The 23,473-nt window shown below is 59.1% G+C and carries 22 protein-coding genes and 1 tRNA gene; 10 read left to right on the forward strand and 13 right to left on the reverse strand.

All coding sequences use genetic code 11. The features are described 5' to 3' along the window. Window positions 1-31: 31 nt before the first annotated feature. The 10 genes from thrC to queA form a co-directional block, all read right to left on the reverse strand. A complete protein-coding gene (gene thrC, locus NHU87_RS15275) occupies window positions 32-1,441 on the reverse strand; it encodes a threonine synthase (protein ID WP_253550037.1) in 1,410 nt (469 codons plus the stop codon). 66 nt (window positions 1,442-1,507) lie between these two features. Then, window positions 1,508-2,812 carry a homoserine dehydrogenase gene (locus tag NHU87_RS15280; protein WP_253550040.1) on the reverse strand — a complete coding sequence of 435 codons (1,305 nt, stop codon included), beginning with the start codon at window positions 2,810-2,812 and terminating at the stop codon, window positions 1,508-1,510. 132 nt (window positions 2,813-2,944) lie between these two features. Continuing rightward, window positions 2,945-3,676, reverse strand: coding sequence for a bifunctional protein-disulfide isomerase/oxidoreductase DsbC (gene dsbC / locus NHU87_RS15285; RefSeq protein ID WP_253550043.1), 732 nt, complete (start codon window positions 3,674-3,676; stop codon window positions 2,945-2,947). A 304-nt stretch (window positions 3,677-3,980) separates the two neighbouring features. Beyond that, window positions 3,981-4,877: a site-specific tyrosine recombinase XerD gene (gene xerD / locus NHU87_RS15290; protein WP_253550046.1), complete on the reverse strand. Its 897-nt coding sequence runs from the start codon at window positions 4,875-4,877 to the stop codon at window positions 3,981-3,983. A gap of 133 nt (window positions 4,878-5,010) precedes the next feature. Further along, on the reverse strand, window positions 5,011-5,562 hold the full coding sequence (locus NHU87_RS15295) for a glycine zipper 2TM domain-containing protein (RefSeq protein WP_008072859.1): 552 nt from the start codon (window positions 5,560-5,562) through the stop codon (window positions 5,011-5,013). Between the two features lie 121 nt (window positions 5,563-5,683). Beyond that, window positions 5,684-6,598 carry a protein translocase subunit SecF gene (gene secF, locus NHU87_RS15300; RefSeq protein ID WP_253550048.1) on the reverse strand — a complete coding sequence of 305 codons (915 nt, stop codon included), beginning with the start codon at window positions 6,596-6,598 and terminating at the stop codon, window positions 5,684-5,686. Window positions 6,599-6,607: 9 nt separating this feature from the next. Then, window positions 6,608-8,476 (reverse strand): protein translocase subunit SecD, encoded by a 1,869-nt coding sequence (gene secD, locus NHU87_RS15305; RefSeq protein ID WP_253550051.1) that lies wholly within the window; start codon window positions 8,474-8,476, stop codon window positions 6,608-6,610. 63 nt (window positions 8,477-8,539) lie between these two features. Next, a complete protein-coding gene (gene yajC, locus NHU87_RS15310; protein WP_007903559.1) occupies window positions 8,540-8,875 on the reverse strand; it encodes a preprotein translocase subunit YajC in 336 nt (111 codons plus the stop codon). A gap of 43 nt (window positions 8,876-8,918) precedes the next feature. Then, window positions 8,919-10,034 (reverse strand): tRNA guanosine(34) transglycosylase Tgt, encoded by a 1,116-nt coding sequence (tgt, locus tag NHU87_RS15315; protein ID WP_162130630.1) that lies wholly within the window; start codon window positions 10,032-10,034, stop codon window positions 8,919-8,921. A 14-nt stretch (window positions 10,035-10,048) separates the two neighbouring features. Beyond that, complete coding sequence (gene queA, locus NHU87_RS15320) at window positions 10,049-11,098, reverse strand: tRNA preQ1(34) S-adenosylmethionine ribosyltransferase-isomerase QueA (RefSeq protein ID WP_253550053.1); 1,050 nt, start codon at window positions 11,096-11,098, stop codon at window positions 10,049-10,051. 107 nt (window positions 11,099-11,205) lie between these two features. Between queA and NHU87_RS15325 the strand changes: the two genes are divergently transcribed. The 3 genes from NHU87_RS15325 (at window position 11,206) to NHU87_RS15335 (ending at window position 12,806) form a co-directional block, all read left to right on the forward strand. Beyond that, window positions 11,206-11,290 (forward strand) — tRNA-Leu (locus NHU87_RS15325). Window positions 11,291-11,453: 163 nt separating this feature from the next. After that, a complete protein-coding gene (locus NHU87_RS15330; protein WP_253550056.1) occupies window positions 11,454-11,783 on the forward strand; it encodes a hypothetical protein in 330 nt (109 codons plus the stop codon). Window positions 11,784-12,068: 285 nt separating this feature from the next. Beyond that, window positions 12,069-12,806: a hypothetical protein gene (locus NHU87_RS15335; protein ID WP_253550059.1), complete on the forward strand. Its 738-nt coding sequence runs from the start codon at window positions 12,069-12,071 to the stop codon at window positions 12,804-12,806. Here the strand turns inward: NHU87_RS15335 and NHU87_RS15340 are convergent. After that, window positions 12,763-13,239, reverse strand: a complete 477-nt coding sequence (locus NHU87_RS15340) for a DUF488 domain-containing protein (RefSeq protein ID WP_253550062.1) — start codon at window positions 13,237-13,239, stop codon at window positions 12,763-12,765. The genes NHU87_RS15335 and NHU87_RS15340 overlap by 44 nt on opposite strands. A 687-nt stretch (window positions 13,240-13,926) precedes the next feature. Between NHU87_RS15340 and NHU87_RS15345 the strand changes: the two genes are divergently transcribed. From NHU87_RS15345 to NHU87_RS15365, 5 genes are all read left to right on the forward strand, one after another. After that, window positions 13,927-14,238, forward strand: a complete 312-nt coding sequence (locus tag NHU87_RS15345; protein WP_253550065.1) for a DUF3077 domain-containing protein — start codon at window positions 13,927-13,929, stop codon at window positions 14,236-14,238. A gap of 614 nt (window positions 14,239-14,852) precedes the next feature. After that, window positions 14,853-15,329, forward strand: coding sequence for a formate dehydrogenase subunit gamma (locus tag NHU87_RS15350; RefSeq protein WP_253550068.1), 477 nt, complete (start codon window positions 14,853-14,855; stop codon window positions 15,327-15,329). Further along, complete coding sequence (locus tag NHU87_RS15355) at window positions 15,326-16,888, forward strand: formate dehydrogenase beta subunit (protein WP_253550071.1); 1,563 nt, start codon at window positions 15,326-15,328, stop codon at window positions 16,886-16,888. The genes NHU87_RS15350 and NHU87_RS15355 overlap by 4 nt, the downstream gene beginning before the upstream one ends. Then, entirely contained in the window at window positions 16,885-19,773 is a 2,889-nt protein-coding gene (gene fdhF / locus NHU87_RS15360; protein ID WP_253550073.1) for a formate dehydrogenase subunit alpha, read from the forward strand. The genes NHU87_RS15355 and fdhF overlap by 4 nt, the downstream gene beginning before the upstream one ends. Then, window positions 19,770-19,991, forward strand: coding sequence for a formate dehydrogenase subunit delta (locus NHU87_RS15365; protein ID WP_095054230.1), 222 nt, complete (start codon window positions 19,770-19,772; stop codon window positions 19,989-19,991). The genes fdhF and NHU87_RS15365 overlap by 4 nt, the downstream gene beginning before the upstream one ends. A 64-nt stretch (window positions 19,992-20,055) precedes the next feature. On the opposite strand, the gene NHU87_RS15370 is transcribed toward NHU87_RS15365, so the two are convergent. Both NHU87_RS15370 and NHU87_RS15375 read right to left on the reverse strand, forming a co-directional pair. Continuing rightward, entirely contained in the window at window positions 20,056-21,417 is a 1,362-nt protein-coding gene (locus tag NHU87_RS15370) for a sensor histidine kinase (RefSeq protein WP_253550076.1), read from the reverse strand. Further along, the gene (locus NHU87_RS15375) at window positions 21,414-22,124 is read right to left on the reverse strand and encodes a response regulator (protein WP_253550079.1); all 711 of its coding nucleotides are present in this window, start codon (window positions 22,122-22,124) and stop codon (window positions 21,414-21,416) included. Before NHU87_RS15375 ends, NHU87_RS15370 begins: the two co-directional genes overlap by 4 nt. A 166-nt stretch (window positions 22,125-22,290) precedes the next feature. Between NHU87_RS15375 and NHU87_RS15380 the strand changes: the two genes are divergently transcribed. Then, a complete protein-coding gene (locus NHU87_RS15380; RefSeq protein WP_253550082.1) occupies window positions 22,291-23,085 on the forward strand; it encodes an MlaA family lipoprotein in 795 nt (264 codons plus the stop codon). Further along, complete coding sequence (locus tag NHU87_RS15385) at window positions 23,075-23,350, forward strand: hypothetical protein (RefSeq protein WP_253550086.1); 276 nt, start codon at window positions 23,075-23,077, stop codon at window positions 23,348-23,350. Before NHU87_RS15380 ends, NHU87_RS15385 begins: the two co-directional genes overlap by 11 nt. Window positions 23,351-23,473: the final 123 nt, after the last annotated feature.

Here is a 23,473-nt window from a genome sequence, read left to right on the forward strand (position 1 = left end):
ACGGGCTTCAAAATGTGACAGCTTTTACCGGTTACAGCGGCTTGCCGCGGTTGCCATGCTGACTGACAAAGGCCTGCACGGCTTTCAGGTCGTTCGGCAACACGGTGCAACGCTCATCTCGCTCAAACAAATCAGAAAGATGTGTAGGTAGTTCGAGCGCTTTTCCTACGCCAGCTTTTTCCACTGCGTCCGGGAATTTGACCGGATGGGCCGTGCCGAGGATCACCATCGGGATGTCCAGGCTACGACGGCATTCACGCGCGGCCTTCACGCCGATGGCAGTGTGCGGGTCCAGCAGCTCGCCGGTTTGCTCAAAGACTTCGGCAATGGTTTCGCACGTTTGGGCGTCGTCCACGGCCAGCGAATCGAACAGCTTGCGCGCCTCGGTCCAGCGTTCCTCTTCGACGCTGAAACCGCCGCCCTGCTTGAAGGTGTCCATCAAACCGGCAATCGCCGCACCATTGCGACCGTGCAGGTCGAACAGCAGGCGTTCGAAGTTCGACGAGACCATGATGTCCATGGACGGCGACAGCGTGGCGTGCAGGGTTTCCTTGACGTACTGATTGCCGCTCATGAAGCGGTGCAGGATGTCGTTGCGGTTGGTGGCGACGATCAACTGATTGATCGGCAAGCCCATGTTGCGCGCCAGGTAACCGGCGAAGATATCGCCGAAGTTGCCGGTCGGCACCGAGAACGACACCGAACGCGCCGGCCCACCCAGTTGCAGGGCTGCATGGAAGTAGTAAACGATCTGGGCCATGATCCGCGCCCAGTTGATCGAGTTCACCGCCACCAGGCGCGTGCCCTTGAGGAAGCTCTGGTCGGCGAAGCTGGCCTTGACCATTTCCTGGCAGTCATCGAAGTTGCCTTCGATGGCGATGTTATGGATGTTCTCGCCGAAGATGGTGGTCATCTGGCGACGCTGCACTTCGGACACACGGTTGTGCGGGTGCAGGATGAAGATGTCGACGTTTTCGCAGTGCTTGCAGCCTTCGATCGCCGCCGAACCGGTGTCGCCGGAGGTAGCGCCAACAATCACCACGCGCTCGCCGCGTTTTTCCAACACGTAGTCGAGCAGACGACCCAGCAGTTGCAGGGCGAAGTCCTTGAACGCCAGGGTCGGGCCGTGGAACAGCTCCAGGACCCATTCGTTGCCATTCAGCTGACGCAACGGTGCCACGGCGTTGTGGGAAAACACGCCATACGTTTCTTCAAGAATCTTTTTGAAATCGGCATCCGGAATGCTGCCGGTGACGAACGGGCGCATCACCCGGAAGGCCAGCTCGTGATAGGGCAGACCGGCCCAGGAAGCGATTTCTTCCTGGGTGAAACGTGGCAGGTTTTCCGGGACGTACAGACCGCCGTCGGTGGCGAGACCGGCCAGCAGGACATCTTCGAAATTCAGGGCCGGTGCCTGGCCGCGGGTACTGATATAACGCATGACTGGCTCCAATAGACAGTGTTCGCAATGCCGGGCCCGCGTGCGAGCCCGGTGAACGATAACGGCTTAGTTCAGGTGCTCGACGCGGATCCGTACGACCGGGCCGACCACGCCTTCCAAGGCCTCCAGGGCGTTGATCGCGTCGTTCATGTGCTGTTCCAGCACACGGTGGGTCAGCAGGATCATTGGCACCAGACCGTCATGCTCTTCGACTTCCTTCTGCATGATCGATTCGATGTTGATACCGCGCTCCGACAGGATGCTCGCCACCTGAGCCAGTACGCCCGGATGGTCCTTGGCCTGAATGCGCAGGTAGTAAGCGCTTTCGCAAGACTCGATCGGCAGGATCGGGTGGGCCGACAGCGAATCTGGCTGGAAGGCCAGGTGCGGTACGCGGTTTTCCGGGTCGGAGGTCATGGCGCGAACCACGTCCACCAGATCGGCGATCACCGACGAAGCGGTCGGCTCCATGCCGGCGCCAGCGCCGTAGAACAGGGTCGAACCCGCGGCGTCACCGTTGACCATCACCGCGTTCATCACGCCGTTGACGTTGGCGATCAAACGATCGGCCGGGATCAGCGTCGGGTGCACACGCAACTCGATGCCGGCCGCGGTGCTGCGCGCCACGCCCAGGTGCTTGATGCGATAGCCCAGCGCTTCGGCGTAATTCACGTCAGCGGTGGTCAGCTTGGTGATGCCTTCGGTGTAAGCCTTGTCGAATTGCAGCGGAATGCCGAACGCGATGGACGCCAGGATCGTCAGCTTGTGGGCTGCATCGATGCCTTCGACGTCGAAGGTCGGATCGGCTTCGGCGTAACCCAGGGCTTGCGCCTCGGCGAGTACGTCTTCGAAGGTCCGGCCCTTCTCACGCATTTCGGTGAGAATGAAGTTGCCGGTGCCGTTGATGATCCCGGCCACCCAGTTGATGCGGTTGGCGGACAAACCTTCACGGATCGCTTTGATCACCGGAATGCCGCCGGCCACGGCCGCTTCGAACGCAACGATCACGCCCTTCTCGCGAGCCTTGGCGAAAATTTCATTACCGTGAACGGCAATCAGTGCCTTGTTCGCGGTGACCACATGCTTGCCATTCTCGATGGCCTTGAGTACCAGCTCGCGGGCAACGGTGTAGCCGCCCATCAGCTCTATCACGATGTCGATCTCAGGGTTCGTGGCCACTTCGAACACATCGTTGGTAATCGCAATACCGGTCGTCTGGAACTGAGGCTTTGGCGTGCGCATGGCAATTTGTGCCACTTCGATTCCACGCCCGGCACGACGAGCAATTTCCTCGGCGTTGCGCTGAAGTACGTTGAAGGTACCGCCACCGACGGTCCCTAACCCACAGATGCCTACTTTGACCGGTTTCACTGTGAACTCCCCATAAAACGGCCGACTCAAGGCCGGCCGTGAAAACAACCGCATACTCGCGGCTCTCTATTAATGGCCCGACAATGTTGCCGCCAGACCATGATCGTCAAGGCTGACCGTGACGATGCGAAACTATTTCGCGCCCAGTGCCAGTTTGGCGACTTGTGGCGCAGGCTGGTAGCCCGGAATGACCTGACCGTCGGCCAAAACGATGGCCGGTGTACCGTTCACGCCAATCGACTGACCGAGGGCGAACTGTTTGGAAACCGGGTTATCGCACTTGGCGGCCTTGATTTCCTTGCCATCGACCATTTTGTCCATGGCCGCTTTCTTGTCCTTGGAGCACCACACGGCTTGCAGTTGTTCGTCACCCGACGAACCCAGACCCTGGCGCGGGAACGCAACATACCGCACTTCGATACCCAGCTTGTTCAGCTCCGGCACTTCGGCGTGCATCTTGTGGCAATACGGGCAGGTGGTGTCGGTGAAGACAGTGATGTGCGACTTGGTTTCGCCGATAGCCGGGTAGACCACGGTTTCAGCCACTGGAATGCTGTTGATCAGTTTTGAAATGCCCAGGCGCTCGGTTTTCTCGGTCAGATTGACCGGTTTGCCGTCCTTGAGCTGGAACATGTAGCCCTGAACGACGTACTGGCCGTCGGCGCTGGCATAGAGCACGCGACTGCCCTTGAGCTTGACTTCGTACAGACCTGGCAGCGGGCTGGCGGTGATGGTTTCGACCGGCACGTCGAGCTGGAGGTTTTCCAGGCTTTTACGAATGGCTTTGTCGGCCGCGTCATCGGCAACGGCAAAGGTGCTGACCAACGCAATGGCTGCGGCGGCGAAAATCTGGGTCAGACGCATGAGAACTCCTGAAGGCGGACAAATGGGACGATCAGAACACCCGTGCCGAAACACCGGGTCATAATCGCCCATCGTGCAAACCGGCAAAGCCTACCACATAAGGCCCCAGTGGCCGAATGCGGGTGACGCGAGACACCTGTTCTTGCGACTCGGTTATCCATGTAGCAGCTGCCGAAGGCTGCGTTCGACTGCGAAGCAGTCGTCAATCCTGAATCCGCGTTTTAGCTGAAACACCGCAGTGACTGATTTTACGACTGCTTCGCAGCCGAACGCAGGCTTCGCCAGCTGCTACAAGGGGTTGTATTTAGCCGCGCGGGTGATGTTTGGCGTGCAGGTCCTGCAAGCGGGCGCGGGCGACGTGAGTATAGATCTGGGTGGTCGAGAGATCGCTGTGGCCGAGCAGCATTTGCACCACCCGCAAGTCGGCACCGTGGTTGAGCAAGTGCGTGGCGAAGGCATGACGCAGGGTGTGCGGCGACAGCGACTTGCCGATCCCGGCGACCTTGGCCTGGTGCTTGATGCGATGCCAGAAGGTCTGGCGGGTCATCTGCTCCCCGCGAAGGCTGGGGAACAGCACATCGCTGGGGCGCCCGCCCAGCAACTCGCCACGGGCATCGCGCATGTAGCGCTCGACCCAGACAATCGCCTCCTCACCCATCGGCACCAGCCGCTCCTTGCTGCCCTTGCCCATCACCCGCAGCACGCCTTGGCGCAGGTTGACCTGTTCAAGCGTCAAGCTAATCAGCTCCGTGACCCGCAAGCCACAGGCATAAAGCACCTCCAGCATGGCGCGGTCTCGCTGGCCGATGGCTTCGCTCAGGTCTGGCGCGGCCAATAGCGCTTCCACATCGGCTTCCGACAAGGACTTAGGCAACGGCCTACCCAACTGGGGCATATCGACGCGCAAGGTCGGATCGACGGCGATCAGTTTTTCCCGCAGCAAATAGCGATAAAAGCCACGTACACCGGAGAGAAATCGCGCCGTAGAGCGGGGTTTGTAGTTTTGCTCCAAGCGCCAGGCCAAGTGATCGAGGATCAACTCGCGACCGGCGTTGATCAACTCCAGGCCCTTTTCCTGCAACCAACCGTTGAATAAGGCCAAATCGCTGCGATAGGCATCGCGGGTGTTATCGGAAAGGCCTTTTTCCAGCCACAGGGCATCGAGGAACTGGTCTATCAGGGGATTATCGATGGCAGGCATGGGGTCTCAGACAGGCAGGCGTAAGGCCGCGAAAAATGAAGAGTCTTTCATAGCACGTTGGCGGTGAACATAAAATTCAGGCACAAAAAAAGCATCCCTCTCGAGATGCTTCTTTTTGTGTGAGGCGCTCAGCTTATTGTTGAGCCGGTTCGTTTTGCCCCAGGATCAACTTGCCTTCCTTGTCGACCGGAATCTGATTGCCCGGATCGCGATCCATCCGCACTTTGCCTTCCTTGCCATCCAGCGAATAACGAACGTCGTAGCCTACAACTTTGTCGCTGATGTCATTCACGGTGTTACAGCGAGTTTGAGTGGTGGTGTAGGTATCACGCTCCTGCATGCCTTCCTGCACCTTGTTACCCGCATAACCGCCGCCGACCGCACCGGCCACTGTGGCGATTTTCTTGCCTGTACCGCCGCCGATCTGGTTGCCCAACAGGCCACCCGCCAGCGCGCCGACCACCGTACCGGCGATCTGGTGTTGATCTTTTACCGGCGCTTGCCGGGTAACCGTAACGTCCTTGCACACTTCACGTGGAGTCTTGATTTGTGTCTTGACCGGTTCAACGGCCAGCACTTGCGCATACTCAGGGCCGCTTTTCACCAGTTTGTAGGTGGCAACAGCACCACCGGCAGTGACACCGACAGCACCCAATACGGCACCAACCAGCAACGACTTGTTCACATGAACCTCCTGACCATCACAGGCGGGACAAACCCGCGCTTCTCCCAGCCTTGGAGCATAAAAAAAGGCGCGAGTTCAATACTCGCGCCTTCTCGGGCTACAGCTGGAAAAGCGCTGACCGTTATGGACGGTCGTCGACTTCCGTCTCGGCCACCGCGGCAGGAATCAGGTCCTCGCTGCTCAGGTTCAGCCAGATCAGCACCACGTTCGCGATGTAGATCGACGAGTAAGTACCCGCCAGAACACCGATGAACAGGGCAATGGAGAAGCCGAACAGGTTGTCGCCACCGAAGAACAACAGGGCCGCGATCGCCAGCAAGGTGGAGATCGACGTCGCCATGGTCCGCAGCAGGGTTTGCGTGGTCGAGATGTTGATGTTCTCGATCAGGCTAGCCTTGCGCAGTACCCGGAAGTTCTCACGAACCCGGTCGAATACCACGATGGTGTCGTTGAGCGAGTAACCGATGATCGCCAGCACCGCCGCCAGGACCGTCAGGTCGAAGGTGATCTGGAAGAACGACAGGATACCGATGGTCACGATCACGTCGTGGATCAAAGATACGATCGCACCGACTGCAAACTTCCACTGAAAGCGGAAAGCCAGGTAGATCAAAATGCCGCCCAGCGCCATCAGCATGCCGAGGCCGCCCTGGTCGCGCAGCTCTTCACCGACCTGAGGGCCGACGAACTCGACGCGCTTGATCTGGGCCGGGTTGTCGCCGCCGACTTTTTGCAGCGCTTCAGCCACCTGGTGACCCAACTGCGGGTCTTCACCTGGCATACGCACCAGCAAATCGGTAGTTGCACCGAAGCTCTGTACGATCGCCTCGTGATAACCCGACGTAACCAGCTGCTCACGCACCTTGGTGACATCGGCCGGACGTTCGTAGGTCAGCTCGATGAGCGTACCGCCGGTGAAGTCCAGGCCCCAGTTCATGCCCTTGGTGGCGACACTGAACAGAGCCAGAACCGTAAGGAACAATGTGACGCCGAACGCAATGTTGCGAACGCCCATGAAGTTGATTGTACGTAACATGGCAGCCCCTTAAATCCACAACTTCTTGAAGTCACGACCGCCGAAGATCAGGTTGACCATCGCGCGGGTCACCATGATGGCCGTGAACATCGAGGTAAAGATCCCGAGGGACATGGTCACTGCGAAGCCTTTGACCGGGCCGGTGCCCATGGCAAAGAGAATCCCGCCGACCAACAAGGTTGTCAGGTTGGCGTCGAGAATCGCGGTGAATGCCCGGCCGAAGCCTTCGTTGATTGCCCGCTGCACGCTCATGCCAGCCGCGATCTCTTCACGTATCCGCGAGAAGATCAGTACGTTGGCGTCGACCGCCATACCCATGGTCAATACGATACCGGCGATACCCGGCAGGGTCAGCGTTGCACCCAGCAGCGACATCAAGGCCAGCAGCATCACCATGTTCACCGTCAGCGCGACGGTGGCGATGAGGCCGAAGAAGCGGTAAATAGCCATGATGAACAGCGAGACAAACAGCATGCCCCACAGCGATGCATCGATACCTTTGGTGATGTTGTCAGCACCCAGGCTTGGGCCGATGGTACGTTCTTCAGCGAAGTACATCGGTGCCGCCAGACCACCGGCACGCAGCAGCAGCGCCAGCTCGGACGATTCGCCCTGGCCGTTCAGGCCAGTGATGCGGAACTGGGCACCCAGTGGCGACTGGATGGTCGCCAGGCTGATGATCTTCTTCTCTTCTTTAAACGTCTGAACCGGTACGTCTTTCTCGACGCCGTTGACCACTTGCTTGACGTAAGTGGTGACAGGACGTTGTTCGATGAAGATCACCGCCATGCTGCGACCGACGTTGTTGCGAGTCGCACGACTCATCAGCTCGCCACCGTGGCCATCCAGACGGATGTTCACTTCTGGCGTGCCTTGCTCGCCGAAGCCAGCCTTGGCGTCAGTCACCTGGTCACCGGTGATGATCAGACCACGCTCGATCAGCGCCGGAGGACGATTGCCTTCACGGAACTCGAACGATTCGGAAGTGGCTTTCGAAGCGCCAGGCTCAGCCGCCAGACGGAATTCCAGGTTGGCCGTCTTGCCGAGGATACGCTTGGCTTCTGCGGTGTCTTGCACGCCCGGCAGCTCAACCACGATGCGGTTGGCGCCTTGGCGCTGGACGATAGGTTCGGCAACACCCAGCTCGTTGACGCGGTTACGGACCGTGGTCAAGTTTTGCTTGATGGAGTATTCGCGGATTTCCGCCAGCTTGGCCGGGGTCATCGCCAGACGCAGTACCGGTTGGCCATTGAGGTCGGCCGGAACAATGTCGAAATCGTTGAAGTTCTTGCGAATCAGCGCACGCGCCTCTTCACGGGCTGCTTCATCAGTGAAGCCCAGCTGAATGGCACCGCCCAGTTGCGGCAGGCTGCGATAGCGCAGACGCTCTTTGCGCAACAGGCTCTTGACGTCGCCTTCGTAGACTTTCAGGCGTGCGTCGAGGGCTTTGTCCATGTCCACTTCCAGCAGGAAGTGCACACCACCGGACAAGTCCAGACCCAGCTTCATCGGGTGCGCGCCAAGGCTGCGCAGCCATTGCGGGGTGGTTTGTGCCAGGTTCAGTGCAACGACGTAGTCATCACCCAATGCCTTGCGCACAACGTCCTTGGCCGGCAGTTGATCTTCTGCCTTGACCAAACGGATCAGACCGCCCTTGCCGCTCTCGGACAGGCTGGCAGCCTTGACGTTGATTCCGGATTCCTTGAGCGCGGTGCTCACACGATCCAGATCTGCCTGAGTGACCTGCAGTGCAGTGCTTGCACCGCTGACCTGAATGGCCGGGTCATCAGGATATAGATTGGGAGCGGAATAAATCAGACCGATCGCCAGCACCGCCAGGATCAGAATGTATTTCCACAGAGGGTATTTGTTCAGCATCACGCCGCCCGCTTATGACGCGGGGCGCCTTGCGCGCCCCGTCGATTGAGTAGAAGTTGAAACTTAGATCGCTTTGAGCGTGCCTTTTGGCAGCGTGGCGGCGATGGCGCCTTTCTGGAATTTCATTTCGACGGTGTCGGAAACTTCCAGAACCACGAAGTCGTCGGACACTTTGGTGATCTTGCCGGCGATACCACCGGTGGTCACAACTTCGTCACCTTTTTGCAGGCTGCCCAGCAGGGTTTTCTGCTCTTTGGCGCGCTTGGCCTGTGGACGCCAGATCATCAGGTAGAAGATGACCAGGAAACCGACCAGGAAAATCCACTCAAAGCCGCCGCCCATTGGGCCAGCAGCAGGTGCAGCGGCGTCAGCCATGGCATTAGAGATAAAAAAGCTCATTTAGCACTCCAGTTGCAAATGTTGAATCTTGGGGTCAGAAAACTCAGTCCAAAGGCGGAACGGGTAGCCCGCGTTTGGCGTAGAAGGCATCGACAAAGGCGGCCAATGTACCCTGTTGAATAGCCTCGCGCAAACCAGCCATAAGCACCTGGTAATGGCGCAAATTGTGGATGGTATTCAACATGCTACCCAGCATTTCGCCGCACTTGTCCAGATGGTGCAGATAAGCACGGGAGAAGTTCTGGCAGGTGTAGCAATCGCAGGTTGGATCCAGCGGCGAATCATCATGGCGATGGAACGCGTTACGGATCTTCAGCACGCCTGTATCAATGAACAGATGCCCATTGCGGGCATTACGGGTTGGCATCACGCAATCGAACATGTCCACACCGCGGCGCACACCCTCAACCAGATCTTCCGGTTTGCCAACGCCCATAAGGTAACGAGGTTTGTCAGCCGGCATCTGGCCCGGCAGGTAATCCAGCACCTTGATCATCTCATGCTTGGGCTCGCCCACCGACAGACCGCCGATGGCCAAGCCGTCGAAGCCGATCTTGTCGAGGCCTTCCAGGGAGCGCATGCGCAGATCCTGGTGCATGCCGCCCTGAACGATGCCGAACAGCGCCGCCGTGTTATCGCCATGAGCATTTTTCGAACGCTGGGCCCAGCGCAACGACAGCTCCATGGAGACGCGAGCGACGTCTTCATCGGCCGGGTACGGGGTGCATTCGTCGAAAATCATCACGATGTCCGAGCCCAGATCGCGCTGGACCTGCATCGACTCTTCCGGGCCCATGAACACTTTGGCGCCGTCGACCGGAGAAGCGAAGGTCACGCCCTCCTCCTTGATCTTGCGCATCGCGCCCAGGCTGAACACCTGAAAACCGCCGGAGTCTGTAAGAATCGGGCCCTTCCACTGCATGAAATCGTGCAGGTCGCCGTGCTTCTTGATCACTTCGGTGCCAGGACGCAGCCACAAGTGGAAGGTGTTACCCAGAATGATTTCCGCGCCAGTGGCGGTGATATCCCGCGGCAACATGCCTTTGACCGTGCCGTACGTGCCCACCGGCATGAAAGCCGGGGTCTCGACGGTACCGCGCGGGAAGGTCAAACGACCGCGACGAGCCTTGCCGTCAGTAGCAAGTAACTCAAACGACATACGACTTTGGCGACTCATTCTGTTTCCTCGGGGCCACGTGGTGCGGGGTTACGGGTGATAAACATCGCATCACCGTAGCTGAAAAAGCGGTATTCGTTGTCGACGGCGGCTTTATAGGCGGCCATGGTCTCGGGATAACCGGCGAACGCCGAAACCAGCATCAACAACGTGGATTCAGGCAAATGAAAGTTGGTGACCAGGGCATCGACCACATGGAACGGCCGGCCCGGGTAGATGAAAATGTCGGTATCGCCACTGAACGGCTTGAGCACGCCATCGCGCGCGGCACTTTCCAGAGAACGCACGCTGGTAGTCCCCACGGCCACCACGCGACCACCGCGAGCGCGGCAGGCTTCGACGGCATCGACCACGTCCTGACCGACTTCCAGCCACTCACTGTGCATGTGGTGATCTTCGATCTTCTCGACGCGCACCGGCTGGAAGGTGCCAGCGCCGACGTGCAAGGTCACAAACGCAGTCTCGATGCCCTTGGCGGCAATCGCCTCCATCAGCGGCTGATCGAAATGCAGCCCCGCCGTCGGCGCCGCCACCGCGCCCAGGCGCTCGGCGTACACCGTCTGATAACGCTCGCGGTCCGAGCCTTCATCCGGTCGGTCTATATAAGGAGGCAGCGGCATGTGCCCGACGCGGTCGAGCAGCGGCAACACCTCTTCGGCAAACCCCAGTTCGAACAACGCATCGTGACGCGCCAACATCTCGGCTTCACCACCACCGTCGATCAGGATCTTCGACCCCGGCTTCGGCGACTTGCTGGAACGCACATGCGCCAGCACGCGATGACTGTCGAGCACCCGCTCCACCAGAATTTTCAGCTTGCCGCCGGAAGCCTTCTGGCCAAACAGCCGCGCCGGAATCACCCGGGTATTGTTGAACACCATCAAATCGCCCGGGCGCAAATGCTCAAGCAAATCAGTGAATTGACGGTGCGCCAGGGCGCCGCTGACCCCGTCCAGGGTCAACAGGCGACTACCGCGACGCTCAGCCAAAGGATGGCGAGCAATCAGCGAATCAGGGAGCTCAAAGGTAAAGTCAGCAACGCGCATGATGGGGTTCGTCTAGCAGGGCCGGGAAGTCTAGCGGAAATATCAAAAATTCTCCATGTACCTGATTGACCGACGGTTATCTCATCTCTATACTTCGCCGCCATTGAGCCCTGATGGCGGAATTGGTAGACGCGGCGGATTCAAAATCCGTTTTCGAAAGGAGTGGGAGTTCGAGTCTCCCTCGGGGCACCAAAATTAAGAAAGGTCTTGCTTTGCAAGGCCTTTTTTTTCGTCTGTAGGAAAGTGAGCTTGCCCCGCTGCCTCCGTGGGAGCTGCCGAAGGCTGCAGTCTTTTGATCTTGCTCCTTCGGTGCGACAGCCCAAAACCGCTCGCTAACGAATCAAGGATTCACACAATGGAATTGCCACTGGAAACCGTTGCCCTTTTCGCCTTCAAGCTGGCTTATGAGACGGAAGGTGAAAGTCCGATTCTGCGAGATGATCCGATCATGAGTGATTATGAGCGGGAGGTGTTTGGGTTGCTGGTGCGTCGGGGGGATGTTGAGGGGATTCAGTTTAGGGTGGCGCATTGTGTGGAGTTGGCGATGGAGGCTATCGGCGGTGTTGAAACGCCGCTAGGGTGTGAACTGCATCGGTTATCCGCTGATCTCAGTAATGCGCGGACGATGGAGCAGCTTGATGCACCGCTCATTGCGCTTAGGGATTACTTGAAAGACATTCAATGAATCAAGGCCGAGACCTAAAAAGCGGGTACGCCCGATCGCCGGACCGACCCTGGTCGCCACCTCCCCCAATAATAAATCTGCTCCCGCTTCTCGATATTGATACTGTTTGTTTCCGCGCATTGATCTGTATTGAGGGACAACTGGCCATCGGACAAATGCCTATGTAGAGTTGAAAAAAGCCAAACGGATCTGGTAAGAATGAGACGGAAAGCTCGGATACTTATACTCTGCAAGACATACCCTTCTCCCAGTGCCAAATATGCAGAAACATCGTGCGTCGCAGGAATGGATGAATATGGCAATTTAATACGCCTTTACCCCGTGCCATTCCGTCTAGTAACTGGAGATCAACAATTCGCGAAATGGCAATGGATCGACGCCATTATCGACAGAAGCCCTGCAGATCGACGGCCTGAAAGCCACAAAATTGGTGTAGACACCATTTCTGTCGGCGAAACTTTACCCGCGGGAGATTGGAAAGAACGGCGTACATTTTTGGATAAGCTGACTATTTACAACAGCTTCGACGAATTAGAGAAAGCGCGAGTGGATAGCAATATCACCCTAGGGCTGATCAGGCCTAAGCGCATAGCTACGCTGCACATTCGCAAAGCGGCTTCAGAAGAGTGGACACCTCAGGAAATCGAAAAACTTGAGTACCTGCAGCGCCAGCCTAGTTTGTTCGACGAACAACAGGAACGGGCGAGCATAAAACGACTGGAAAAAGTGCCGTTCGATTTTCACTACACTTACGAATGCTTAGTAGATGGCGAACTTAAATCTTACACCCACAAAATTGTGGACTGGGAGGCCAGCCAGCTCTACAGGAATGTTCGTCGTCGGCATGGCGCAGACGGTTGGGAAGCCCCATTTCGAAAAAAGCTAGAAGTAGAACTACCAAGCAAAGACCTCATGCTTTTAATGGGGACCATCCATCGTTTCCCCGGGCAGTGGCTGATCATTAGCCTAGTCTACCCGCCTAAGCTACAGCGTGAAACAGATCAGCAAATTTCTCTATTTTGACCGGAAGATGTTTTGCTATTAGCGAACCGTCTAACTCTTGAGCGGCTTCCGCAATAAGGCTCCGATGACAGAAATTTGGGTCCGCCTCGTAGCAGACCATGCAAATTCGCTGTCCAGCCGTGCTGGACACGAGCTTATCCAACACGGCGTCCTGCGTTCGGATGTAAGTCCGGAAGTCGCGCGAGTACACACACCAATCGCCATCTTCTTTGTATCGATTACGTATTGGCTTTGGGCATCCCAGCGGAGGGCTGTGCTCATACGAAATACCCGCAATGGCCAGGTATTCGGCAAAAGCTTTTTTGGAAAAACCCTTCTTCCGAGAAAGAGGATATTCCCGAACATCAAGCACCTTGTCGATCTGGGCCTGCTTGAGACGCGCGATGAAAGCTTCAATCGTGAGCCCTTCGTAACCCGCGGTGTAGATGGCCATAAACTATTCTCCTTGTGCTTCCATGCGCAATCAAAGCGTAAAAAACGCCGCGAACTATAGCATCGACAGTCTTCTGCCGGGCGTTGGGGTGATGGGTGGAATGGCTTCACTGAATCCGGTGCATGGAACCAGCTAACCTATGACGATGCAGTGCTCAACATATCCACAGAAAAATTCAGACATAGTTTTCTCAAACCCCAACTTATATCTGAGTAGCCATAAAGATGGGGGAAATCGGAACGAATAAAACTGAACGGACCATATGCCCTCACTTTGACATTCTAGGAGTGAAATTTTTGAAGGTTGCAGACAAGGTGTCTGCACGATACCCTTCCTCCGTCGCTGCCAATTCAGCGACCGGGTGTGGTAACCCGAGTTATTCAAGGCGCTACAGCGCCCCCATCACGATTGCCGGCGCTTTTTTTATGCCAGCAAGCGTGAGTTATGGCAGCTGTGCGTGGGACGCCTTCGGGCGTGCCGGTTTCCTTGATTCCCGGTTTACCACCCTGCGCACAGCTGTCACCCATTCGTGTGGTAACGAACGTGGCAGCTCCTCATATCAAGGAGTCTGATAATGCGCAGCATCAATCCGTACAAAATTTGGCTTTTCCCTCAACGCGACTCCCAGTTGCGTAACGCCCCACTGTCCACCCTCTCCCACCGCCTCTCCGTCATTGGAGGTGGCAAATGACCGAACAATCAGAGCTGAAAACTATCGGACTCACACCTGCCATCTACTGCGCGGATCAAGCCCTGTTCCATGTCACTGGTGGCGTCCCCCTCGGCGATGCGTTATCCATGGCTTCTGATTTTCTGTTTCTCGCCAAGAAGCTGACCGAAGATGCTGCTTACGCCAGGGACACCGACCGCCACGCTTGGACCGCGCATTATTTGACGGCGATGAGTAAGGCGGTGGTTGATGATGCGGTGAAGGTGCTTGCGCGGGATCGGACTTCTGCACCGACACCTGAGCGGGCGGCGGCAGAGTCTGAAGGGTAGCGGCCGGAAAATGGTGGTTCTGATGCCAGTCGGTATGGAATCAAGCCTAAAGGAGTGAGCTGCTTGCGATGAGGGCAGTACATTCAGCATTAATGTTGGCTGAGCTGGCGCTTTCGCGAGCAAGCTTCGCTCCTACAGGGATTGCGTTTAGCAGACCGGCATTGTTAGCCCCGAGGTTTTCGGGGCTTTTAATTACTCAGCTCAAAGCGGATGCTGAGACATCAGTTTCGAAATCTCCACCATCCAAGCCCTCTCGGTGAACTCAACCGTCACCTTCCCCAACGGCAATCCGTTTTGCATAAGCCCTGAAGCGAAAAGCATAGCGACCAAGGACGACGCCTCGGCCTGCACTCTTCTAGACTTAACAGGTAGTCGTAGACAGAATCGAACACGTCGCTTTGGTGCAGATGAATCAAAGGCAGCGTGGCAAGCTGCCTGTTATGCCTTGAAGAGGTGCGGCAAAGACCGCACCGGGCCCAACAAGATGCCCGCTCAGGGTGCCTGGCCAACGGCCTGAAAATGCCACGATACCGTGACGTGGTGTGACTGCCGCAGCCGACACTTTCGGACAACTGACAACCGCCTGGTTTGTCCGTGATCGTGAGGAATGCTGTATGCCTGATGAGATGTTGCACCTGCCTATGGTCAACAGTCTGCTGGAGCGCCACAAACGCTCCCCCGGCGCACTGTTGCCGATCCTTCATGAGATTCAGGAGGGCATCGGTTACATCCCCGGTGCCGCCATCCCCGAGATTGCCCACGCGCTCAACCTGAGTCAGGCCGAGGTTCGCGGGGTAATCAGCTTCTACCATGACTTCCGCACTGCGCCTCCGGCCCGGCATATTCTGCGTCTGTGCCGGGCCGAGTCCTGCCAGAGTCGCGGCGCCGAGCAGCTCGCGGCGCAATTGCGCGAACGTCTGCAACTGGACGACCACGGCAGCAGCGCCGACGGCAACATCAGTCTGCGCCCGGTGTATTGCCTCGGCGCCTGCGCCTGTTCGCCTGCTCTGGAACTGGATGGTCAGGTGCATGCGCGGCTTAGCGCCGAGCGTCTGGATGCATTGCTCGATACTTGCCGGGAGGATGCATGATGCCGGCTTTTTATCTGCCCCATGATTCGCTGGCCCGTGCCGTGGGTGCCGAAGAGGTTGCGGTGGCCCTGATCACCCATGCCCGGGGACGTTTTGTGCCTCTGGAGTTGCAACGCACCAGTTCTCGCGGCCTGTACTGGCTGGAACCGCTGCTGGAAGTGGACAGCCCACAAGGCCGTATCGGCTTCGGCCCGCTGACGGCTGCCGATGTGCCGTCCGTGCTCGATGCGCTGCAAGGCGAGTCGTCCGACCATCCCTTGGCCTTGGGCCTGGTGGAAGAGTTGCCTTATCTGAAGACTCAACAACGCCTGCTGTTCGCCCGCGCCGGTATTACCCGGCCGCTGTCTCTGGAGGATTACCGGGCTCACGGCGGCTTCGAGGGCTTGGCCCAGGCCATCGCCTTGGGCGGTGAGCAGACAGCGACTGCTGTGTTCGATTCAGGGTTGCGTGGCCGCGGCGGCGCGGCCTTTCCGGCCGGGATCAAATGGCGCACGGTGCGCGCCACCCAGGCTGCGCAGAAGTACATTGTGTGCAACGCCGACGAAGGCGACTCCGGCACCTTTGCTGACCGCATGCTGATGGAAGGCGACCCGTTCCTGTTGATCGAAGGCATGGCCATTGCCGGTATCACCGTCGGGGCCAGTTATGGCTACATCTACGTGCGCTCGGAATACCCACAAGCAGTGGCCACCCTGCGCGCGGCGCTGGACATCGCCCGGACCGCCGGTTACCTCGGCGCCAATGTCGGCGGCAGTGGCCTGGCCTTCGATATGGAAGTGCGAGTCGGTGCCGGCGCTTACATCTGCGGTGAGGAAACCGCGCTGCTGGACTCGCTCGAAGGCAAGCGCGGGATCGTCCGCGCCAAGCCGCCGATCCCCGCTTTACAGGGGCTGTTCGGGCTGCCGACGCTGGTGCACAACGTGCTGACCCTGGCCTCGGTGCCGCTGATTCTGGCCAAGGGCGCGCAGTTCTATCGCGATTACGGCATGGGCCGCTCCCTGGGCACTATGCCCTTCCAGCTGGCGGGCAATATTCGTCGCGGCGGTCTGGTGGAACGGGCCTTTGGCCTGACCCTGCGGGAACTGGTGGAAGACTATGGCGGTGGCACCGCGAGTGGCCGACCGCTGAAAGCTGCGCAAGTCGGCGGCCCCCTCGGCGCTTGGGTTCCGCCGTCGCAATTCGACACGCCGCTGGATTACGAAGCCTTCGCCGCCATCGGCGCCATGCTCGGTCACGGCGGTGTGGTGGTGGCTGACGACACCCTGGACATGGCCCATATGGCGCGCTTCGCAATGCAGTTCTGCGCCGAGGAATCCTGTGGCAAATGCACCCCATGCCGCATCGGCTCGACCCGGGGCATGGAGGTGATCGACCGCCTGCTGGCCGCGCCTGACCAGAGCAGTCGTGATGAGCAGGTGATCATCCTCAAGGATCTGTGCGACACCCTGCAATACGGTTCGCTGTGCGCGTTGGGCGGCATGACCTCCTATCCGGTGGTCAGCGCCCTCAAGTACTTCCCCGCCGACTTCGGTCTGCAGTCCTCGGAGGCCGACCAATGATTACTCTCTTCGACCCGAATACAGATATCGATTTGGGAACCCCGGCCCGCGAAAGTCAGGTGCAGGTCACCGTGAACATCGACGGTCGCAGCATCAGCGTGCCCGAAGGCACCTCGGTGATGCGCGCCGCCGCGCTGTTGGGCACCACCATTCCGAAACTGTGCGCCACCGACAGCCTGGAAGCCTTCGGCTCCTGCCGCATGTGCCTGGTGGAGATCGATGGCATGCGCGGCTACCCCGCGTCCTGCACCACGCCGGTCAGCGAAGGCATGAGCGTGCACACCCAGACGCCGAAGCTCGCCACCCTGCGCCGCAACGTCATGGAGCTGTACATCTCCGATCACCCGCTGGACTGCCTGACCTGCTCGGCCAACGGCAACTGCGAGCTGCAAACCGTCGCCGGCCAGGTTGGCCTGCGGGAAGTGCGTTACGGCTATGAAGGTGAAAATCATCTGGCGGACCAGAAGGACACCTCCAACCCCTACTTCGATTACGACCCGAGCAAGTGCATCGTCTGCAACCGCTGCGTGCGCGCCTGCGAAGAAACCCAAGGCACCTTTGCCCTGACCATTACCGGGCGCGGTTTCGAATCCCGGGTCGCTGCCGCCGGTGGCGATAACTTCCTAGACTCGGAATGCGTGTCCTGCGGCGCCTGTGTGCAAGCCTGCCCCACCGCGACCCTGATGGAAAAAAGCGTGGTCGAACTGGGTCAGCCCGAACGCAGTGTGATTACGACGTGTGCCTATTGCGGCGTGGGTTGCTCGTTCCGCGCCGAGATGAAAGGCGACCAACTGGTGCGAATGGTTCCAGACAAAAATGGCCAGGCCAACCACGGCCACTCCTGCGTCAAAGGACGCTTTGCCTGGGGCTACGCCACCCACCCGGATCGCATCACCAAGCCGATGATCCGCAAGCACATCAATGACCCTTGGCAGGAAGTCAGCTGGGATGAAGCGGTGACCTACGCCGCCAGCGAATTCCGCCGGCTGCAGCAAAAATACGGCCGCGACTCCATTGGTGGCATCACCTCCAGCCGCTGCACCAACGAAGAAACCTACCTGGTGCAAAAACTGGTGCGCGCCGCCTTCGGCAACAACAACGTCGACACCTGTGCGCGGGTCTGCCACTCGCCGACCGGCTATGGCCTGAAACAAACCCTGGGCGAGTCCGCCGGCACTCAGAGTTTCGACTCGGTGATGCAGGCTGACGTGATTCTGGTGATGGGCGCCAACCCCAGCGACGCCCACCCGGTGTTCGCCTCCCAGCTCAAACGCCGCTTGCGTGAAGGCGCACGGCTGATCGTCATCGATCCACGACGCATTGATCTGGTGGACTCGGTGCATGCCCGCGCCGAACTGCACCTGGCCCTGCGCCCGGGCACTAACGTCGCCATGCTCAACGCCCTGGCCCACGTCATCGTCACCGAAGTCTTGCTCGACCAGGCCTTTGTCGACGCCCGTTGCGAGGGCAGTGATTTCGCCCGCTGGAGCGAGTTTGTCAGCCGCGCGGAAAACTCGCCGGAGATCCTTGGCCCCATCTGCGGCGTCGCCGCTGCCGACATCCGTGCCGCCGCCCGTCTGTATGCCACCGGCGGCAATGCGGCGATTTACTATGGACTGGGTGTCACCGAGCACAGCCAAGGCAGCACCGCGGTCATGGGCATCGCCAACCTGGCCATGGCCACCGGCAACATCGGCCGCGAAGGCGTGGGCGTGAACCCGCTGCGTGGGCAGAACAATGTTCAGGGTTCCTGCGACATGGGCTCCTTCCCCCATGAACTGCCCGGCTACCGGCACATCTCCAACGAGGTGGTACGGACGCAGTTCGAACAGGCGTGGAACGTCACCCTGCAACCCGACCCGGGCCTGCGCATTCCCAACATGTTCGAGTCTGCGTTGGCCGGTAGCTTCAAGGGCCTGTATTGCCAGGGCGAGGACATCGCTCAGAGTGACCCCAATACCCAACACGTCACCGCGGCGCTGTCGGCGATGGAATGCGTGGTGGTGCAGGACATTTTCCTCAACGAAACCGCGAAGTTCGCCCACGTGTTCCTACCGGGCGCCTCGTTCCTGGAAAAGGACGGCACCTTCACCAACGCCGAACGGCGCATCTCCCGGGTGCGCAAGGTCATGGAACCGCTGGGTGGCAAGGCCGACTGGGAAGGCACAGTGGCCCTGGCCAATGCGCTGGGTTACCCGATGAGTTACCAGCACCCATCAGAAATCATGGATGAAATCGCCAGCCTGACGCCGACCTTCACCAACGTCAGCTACACCGAGCTGGATCGCCACGGCAGCCTGCAATGGCCGTGCAACGCCGCGGCACCGGACGGCACGCCGACCATGCACATCGAGGAGTTCGTGCGCGGCAAGGGCCGCTTCATGCTCACCGGTTATGTGCCCACCGAGGAAAAGGTCAACAGTCGTTATCCGCTGCTGCTAACCACCGGACGCATCCTCAGCCAGTACAACGTCGGCGCCCAGACCCGACGTACCGACAACGTCGCCTGGCACCAAGAAGACCGCCTGGAAATCCACCCGACCGACGCCGAGAGCCGTGGCATCAACGAAGATGATTGGGTCGGCATCGGCAGCCGCGCCGGACAAACCGTACTGCGTGCGCGGATCACCGAACGGGTTGCACCGGGCGTGGTGTACACCACCTTCCACTTCCCAGAATCGGGGGCGAACGTCATCACCACCGACAACTCCGACTGGGCCACCAACTGTCCGGAGTACAAGGTCACCGCCGTGGAAGTCAGCCGCGTCTATCACCCTTCCGAGTGGCAAAAACGCTATCAGGCATTCAGCGACGAGCAACAACGTCTGCTCGACGAACGCCGCCAAGCGCGCACCACCGGAACAAAAGCCGAGGTGCGCCGATGAGCACTGACAACCTGATCAAAATGGCCAACCAGATCGCCCAGTACTTCGCCAGCGAACCGGACCAGCAACAGGCTGTGCTCGGCGTGCGTAATCATCTGCAGATGTACTGGACGCCCGGCATGCGCAAAGAGTTGCTGGCCTGGCAGACAGCGCATCAGGGGGCAGACTTGCACCCACTGGCGCAGGCTGCGGTCAGTGGGGCGGGCTGGGAGGCTTAGGTTTACGCGATTCCCTGGGAGTGCCCTTGGTCTGTGAAGACAGGCCAAGGGGCGTTCCACTACTTCACGCTGCTGGATGCACTGGCAACACCACCAACGCCTCCAACCCGCCGATCGACCGATTACGCAGTGTCAGCTCGCCTCCGTGCTCCAGCACAATCGCCCGCGCCGCCGATAATCCCAAACCAACACCCCCAGTGCTTTTGTTCCGCGAGCCTTCCATCCGGAAGAACGGCACAAACACTTGCTCAAGGCAGGCATCTGGAATGCCCGGCCCACGATCCAGTACTTTAATCCGCACCTGGCCAGGGCTCGGGATCAGCTCAATCCCCGGCTCACTACCGTACTTGATAGCGTTGTCGAGCAAGTTAGTCATCACCCGTTTGAGTCCCAACGGACGCCCGAAATACACCCACCGCAGCGGACCGCTGAACGTAATGTCGATTCCCTGATCTCGATAATCATCAAGCAACGTGTGTAGCAGTTCCGCCAGATCAAACTGGGTCGCCGGTTCAAGCCGCGCATCATCACGAAAGAACTCCAGCGCCGAGTTAATCATCGCCTGCATTTCATCCACGTCACGAAACAGCCGTTGCTGTTGCTCGGCGTCTTCGATGAATTCGCCACGCAAGCGCATCCGCGTCAGGGGAGCGCGCAGGTCGTGGGAGATGGCGGCGAGCATTTGCGTGCGATCGCGGATGAAGTGTTGCAACTGCGCCTGCATGGCATTGAACGCAAGAATGGCCTGGCGGATTTCGTGGGGGCCAAGCGGTTCGATCGGCGGTGCGCGGAAGTCCACGCCGAAGCGGCGGGCGCCTTCGACGAAGCGCTGCAAAGGTGTGGCGAGGCGCCGGGTGGCGATCAGCGCGACCAGTGCGGTGGAGATCAGCACCAGCAGGATCACGATCAGGTAGCGTGGCGCTTCGTCGAGCCCCCAACTGCGCGAGGGCGCGGAGAACATCAGCCATGATGAATCCGATAGCTCGATCAGCAGCGCGTAATGCGCGTCTTCCGTGTGCTCCGTCCAGTCGGCCGGTTCATAGGCTTCGATGCGCCGGTCAGGGGCTCTGAGCATCGGCTGCAGGATGGTCGAGCCGATGTCAGACTTCGGATCGTCCACTGTCGGCAGGTTGAGATCGTGCCGGTCAGGGTGCCAAGTGACAGTGAAGCCGTTCTCGTTGGCTGCTTGGGCCAATGGGTTGCGCAATGGCGCCGGGGCGGCCTCGATGATGCGGGCGATGGCTGCGGCTTTTTCCAGCAGGCCGATTTCAGTCAACGGCGGGCGCGCCCACACGCCGGCCAGTTGGATAAACAATCCGTTGAGCGCCAGTGAAATGAGCATGGCCAGGATGATCGTCAACGCGATCCAGCGCGCCACCGTATCTTGCGGCCAGTCTCGGACGCGAGCCCGCTTCAGCCAACTCATCGCCGCGTCACGCTGGGGGTAAACAGGTAACCACCGTTGCGCACGGTGCGAATCATCGCCGGCCGCTTGGTGTCGGACTCGAGTTTGCGTCGCAGGCGACTGACCTGAACGTCGATGCTGCGATCGAACGCCTCATGGCATTGCCCGCGTGCCAGATCCAGCAACTGCTCGCGGGTTAGAATGCGCTGCGGGTGTTCGACGAAGACCAGCAGCAAGTCGAACTCACCGGCCGACAGCGGGATCATCACGTTGTCTGGCGAGCGCAACTCACGGCGGGTGACGTCCAGGTGCCAGCCGGCGAAGTCGATCAGCGGACGAGGCCGTTCCTGCAACACCGGACGGCGCTCGGCCACGCGACGCAGCACAGCGCGCACCCGGGCCAGCAGTTCACGGGCGTCGAAGGGTTTGGTCAGATAATCATCGGCGCCCAGTTCCAGGCCGACCACCCGATCACTGAGTTCGCCCATGGCGGTCAACATGATTACTGGAATTGCGTGTCGAATCCGCAGTTGCTGACACAGGATCAGGCCGTTGTCTCCCGGCAACATCACGTCAAGAATGATCAGGTCTGGCGCCTGTCGCTCGATGGCTGTCCACAGCGACACGCCGTCAGTCGCGACCTCGACGCTGTAGCCATGCTGCATGAAGAATTTTTTCAGGAGATCGAGGACTTCAAGGTCATCGTCCACAATTAAAAGGCTGTTCACCGAAGGTCACTTAAGGGCCGAATGGGACCGCCATCTAAAACCATTCACGGCCACGCGTCATATATTTCAACACTGCAATAAACCGTCATCGCCGCAATAAACCAGACATCTTTGCGCAAGGCTAGGAGTTCAGCATCACGGCGAATTCCTCTTGAGACTTGTGTCCATGTTGCCTTACAAATGTGCTCCCTGGCTGGCCCGTAACACCTCAATTGCCGTGTTGGCTGTAGGGCTGACGGGGTGCAGTAGCCAGCCGCCGTCCACCACCACCAACGTGGCCTGCGCCGACATCACCTATTCGGTGTATGACCCGGTGGAGCCGCTCAATCGCGGGGTCTTCGCGTTCAACCGGGTGGTCGATGATTATGCCCTGGCGCCGGTCGCTCGCGGCTATCGCTATATGCCGGACTTCTTCCAGATCGGTGTGCATAACTTTGTGGCGAACTTTGGCGAGCCCAAGGTCTTTATCAATGACCTGCTGCAAGGCAACCCGATGCGCTCGGTCAATACCCTGGGGCGTTTCGTGCTCAACACAACGGTTGGGGTGGTGGGCTTGATCGACGTCTCCGGCATGGCCGGTATCCCGCGCCACGACGCGGACTTCGGCCAGACCTTCGGCGTGTGGGGCATCGGCAACGGTCCGATCGTCGAGCTGCCATTGCTCGGCACCTCCAACAGCCGCGACGCCGCCGGGCGCGTGCTCGGTTTTGTGATCGATCCGTTCGGCAGCAATAGCGATACCGTAGACATGCTGTCCACCATCAACACTGTCGGTGGCATTGTCGATGGTCGGGCAGAAGCCTTACCGCTGACCGACAGCCTGCAAAAACTGCCGGACTATTACAGCGCACTGCGCAATGTGGTCGCCGAGCATCGTGCTGCTTATGTGGCCGATGGCAAACAAGGTTCGCCTGAGAACACCACCTCTCAATGCACAGGAGCACCGGTTGATGGTTTCTGAAAGCAACAGCCTGGTTCTGCAGCAACGGGTGACCCGGGACGACCCGGTCAATCTGCACTGTCGGGAAATTACCCTGCGTCTGTCAGCGGACTGTCGCCAACTGGTACTCAGCCGATACACCGAACACTATGGCCCGGCGCTGGTGCGCTGGATAGAGCGCAGCCATACGGTCTCGGTGGCCGAAATGATTCGCTGGCTCGTGGCCAATGGTGAGGCGGGAGTTCTTGAGCGCGGACAGCCAGGCGCTGCCTTGATTTCAGGGTGATGATTCGGAGGATGGAAATCTTCCGGTCATTCGCTGTCACCGGAGAGTACTTTCCTGCGGACAAAACAAAACCCCTACCTGCAGATGCAGATAGGGGTTTCGGAATTTGATCTTGACGATGAC

Source organism: Pseudomonas mandelii (assembly GCF_024138395.1).
Taxonomy (GTDB): domain Bacteria; phylum Pseudomonadota; class Gammaproteobacteria; order Pseudomonadales; family Pseudomonadaceae; genus Aquipseudomonas; species Aquipseudomonas mandelii_E.

Coding starts and splice junctions, on each gene's coding strand:
- thrC (WP_253550037.1), bottom strand. CDS start 1,441: ATGCGTTATATCAGTACCCGCGGCCAGGCACCGGCCCTGAATTTCGAA.
- dsbC (WP_253550043.1), bottom strand. CDS start 3,676: ATGCGTCTGACCCAGATTTTCGCCGCCGCAGCCATTGCGTTGGTCAGC.
- xerD (WP_253550046.1), bottom strand. CDS start 4,877: ATGCCTGCCATCGATAATCCCCTGATAGACCAGTTCCTCGATGCCCTG.
- secF (WP_253550048.1), bottom strand. CDS start 6,598: ATGTTACGTACAATCAACTTCATGGGCGTTCGCAACATTGCGTTCGGC.
- secD (WP_253550051.1), bottom strand. CDS start 8,476: ATGCTGAACAAATACCCTCTGTGGAAATACATTCTGATCCTGGCGGTG.
- yajC (WP_007903559.1), bottom strand. CDS start 8,875: ATGAGCTTTTTTATCTCTAATGCCATGGCTGACGCCGCTGCACCTGCT.
- tgt (WP_162130630.1), bottom strand. CDS start 10,034: ATGTCGTTTGAGTTACTTGCTACTGACGGCAAGGCTCGTCGCGGTCGT.
- queA (WP_253550053.1), bottom strand. CDS start 11,098: ATGCGCGTTGCTGACTTTACCTTTGAGCTCCCTGATTCGCTGATTGCT.
- NHU87_RS15330 (WP_253550056.1), top strand. CDS start 11,454: ATGGAATTGCCACTGGAAACCGTTGCCCTTTTCGCCTTCAAGCTGGCT.
- NHU87_RS15335 (WP_253550059.1), top strand. CDS start 12,069: ATGGATGAATATGGCAATTTAATACGCCTTTACCCCGTGCCATTCCGT.
- NHU87_RS15340 (WP_253550062.1), bottom strand. CDS start 13,239: ATGGCCATCTACACCGCGGGTTACGAAGGGCTCACGATTGAAGCTTTC.
- NHU87_RS15345 (WP_253550065.1), top strand. CDS start 13,927: ATGACCGAACAATCAGAGCTGAAAACTATCGGACTCACACCTGCCATC.
- NHU87_RS15350 (WP_253550068.1), top strand. CDS start 14,853: ATGCCTGATGAGATGTTGCACCTGCCTATGGTCAACAGTCTGCTGGAG.
- NHU87_RS15355 (WP_253550071.1), top strand. CDS start 15,326: ATGATGCCGGCTTTTTATCTGCCCCATGATTCGCTGGCCCGTGCCGTG.
- fdhF (WP_253550073.1), top strand. CDS start 16,885: ATGATTACTCTCTTCGACCCGAATACAGATATCGATTTGGGAACCCCG.
- NHU87_RS15365 (WP_095054230.1), top strand. CDS start 19,770: ATGAGCACTGACAACCTGATCAAAATGGCCAACCAGATCGCCCAGTAC.
- NHU87_RS15370 (WP_253550076.1), bottom strand. CDS start 21,417: ATGAGTTGGCTGAAGCGGGCTCGCGTCCGAGACTGGCCGCAAGATACG.
- NHU87_RS15380 (WP_253550082.1), top strand. CDS start 22,291: ATGTTGCCTTACAAATGTGCTCCCTGGCTGGCCCGTAACACCTCAATT.
- NHU87_RS15385 (WP_253550086.1), top strand. CDS start 23,075: ATGGTTTCTGAAAGCAACAGCCTGGTTCTGCAGCAACGGGTGACCCGG.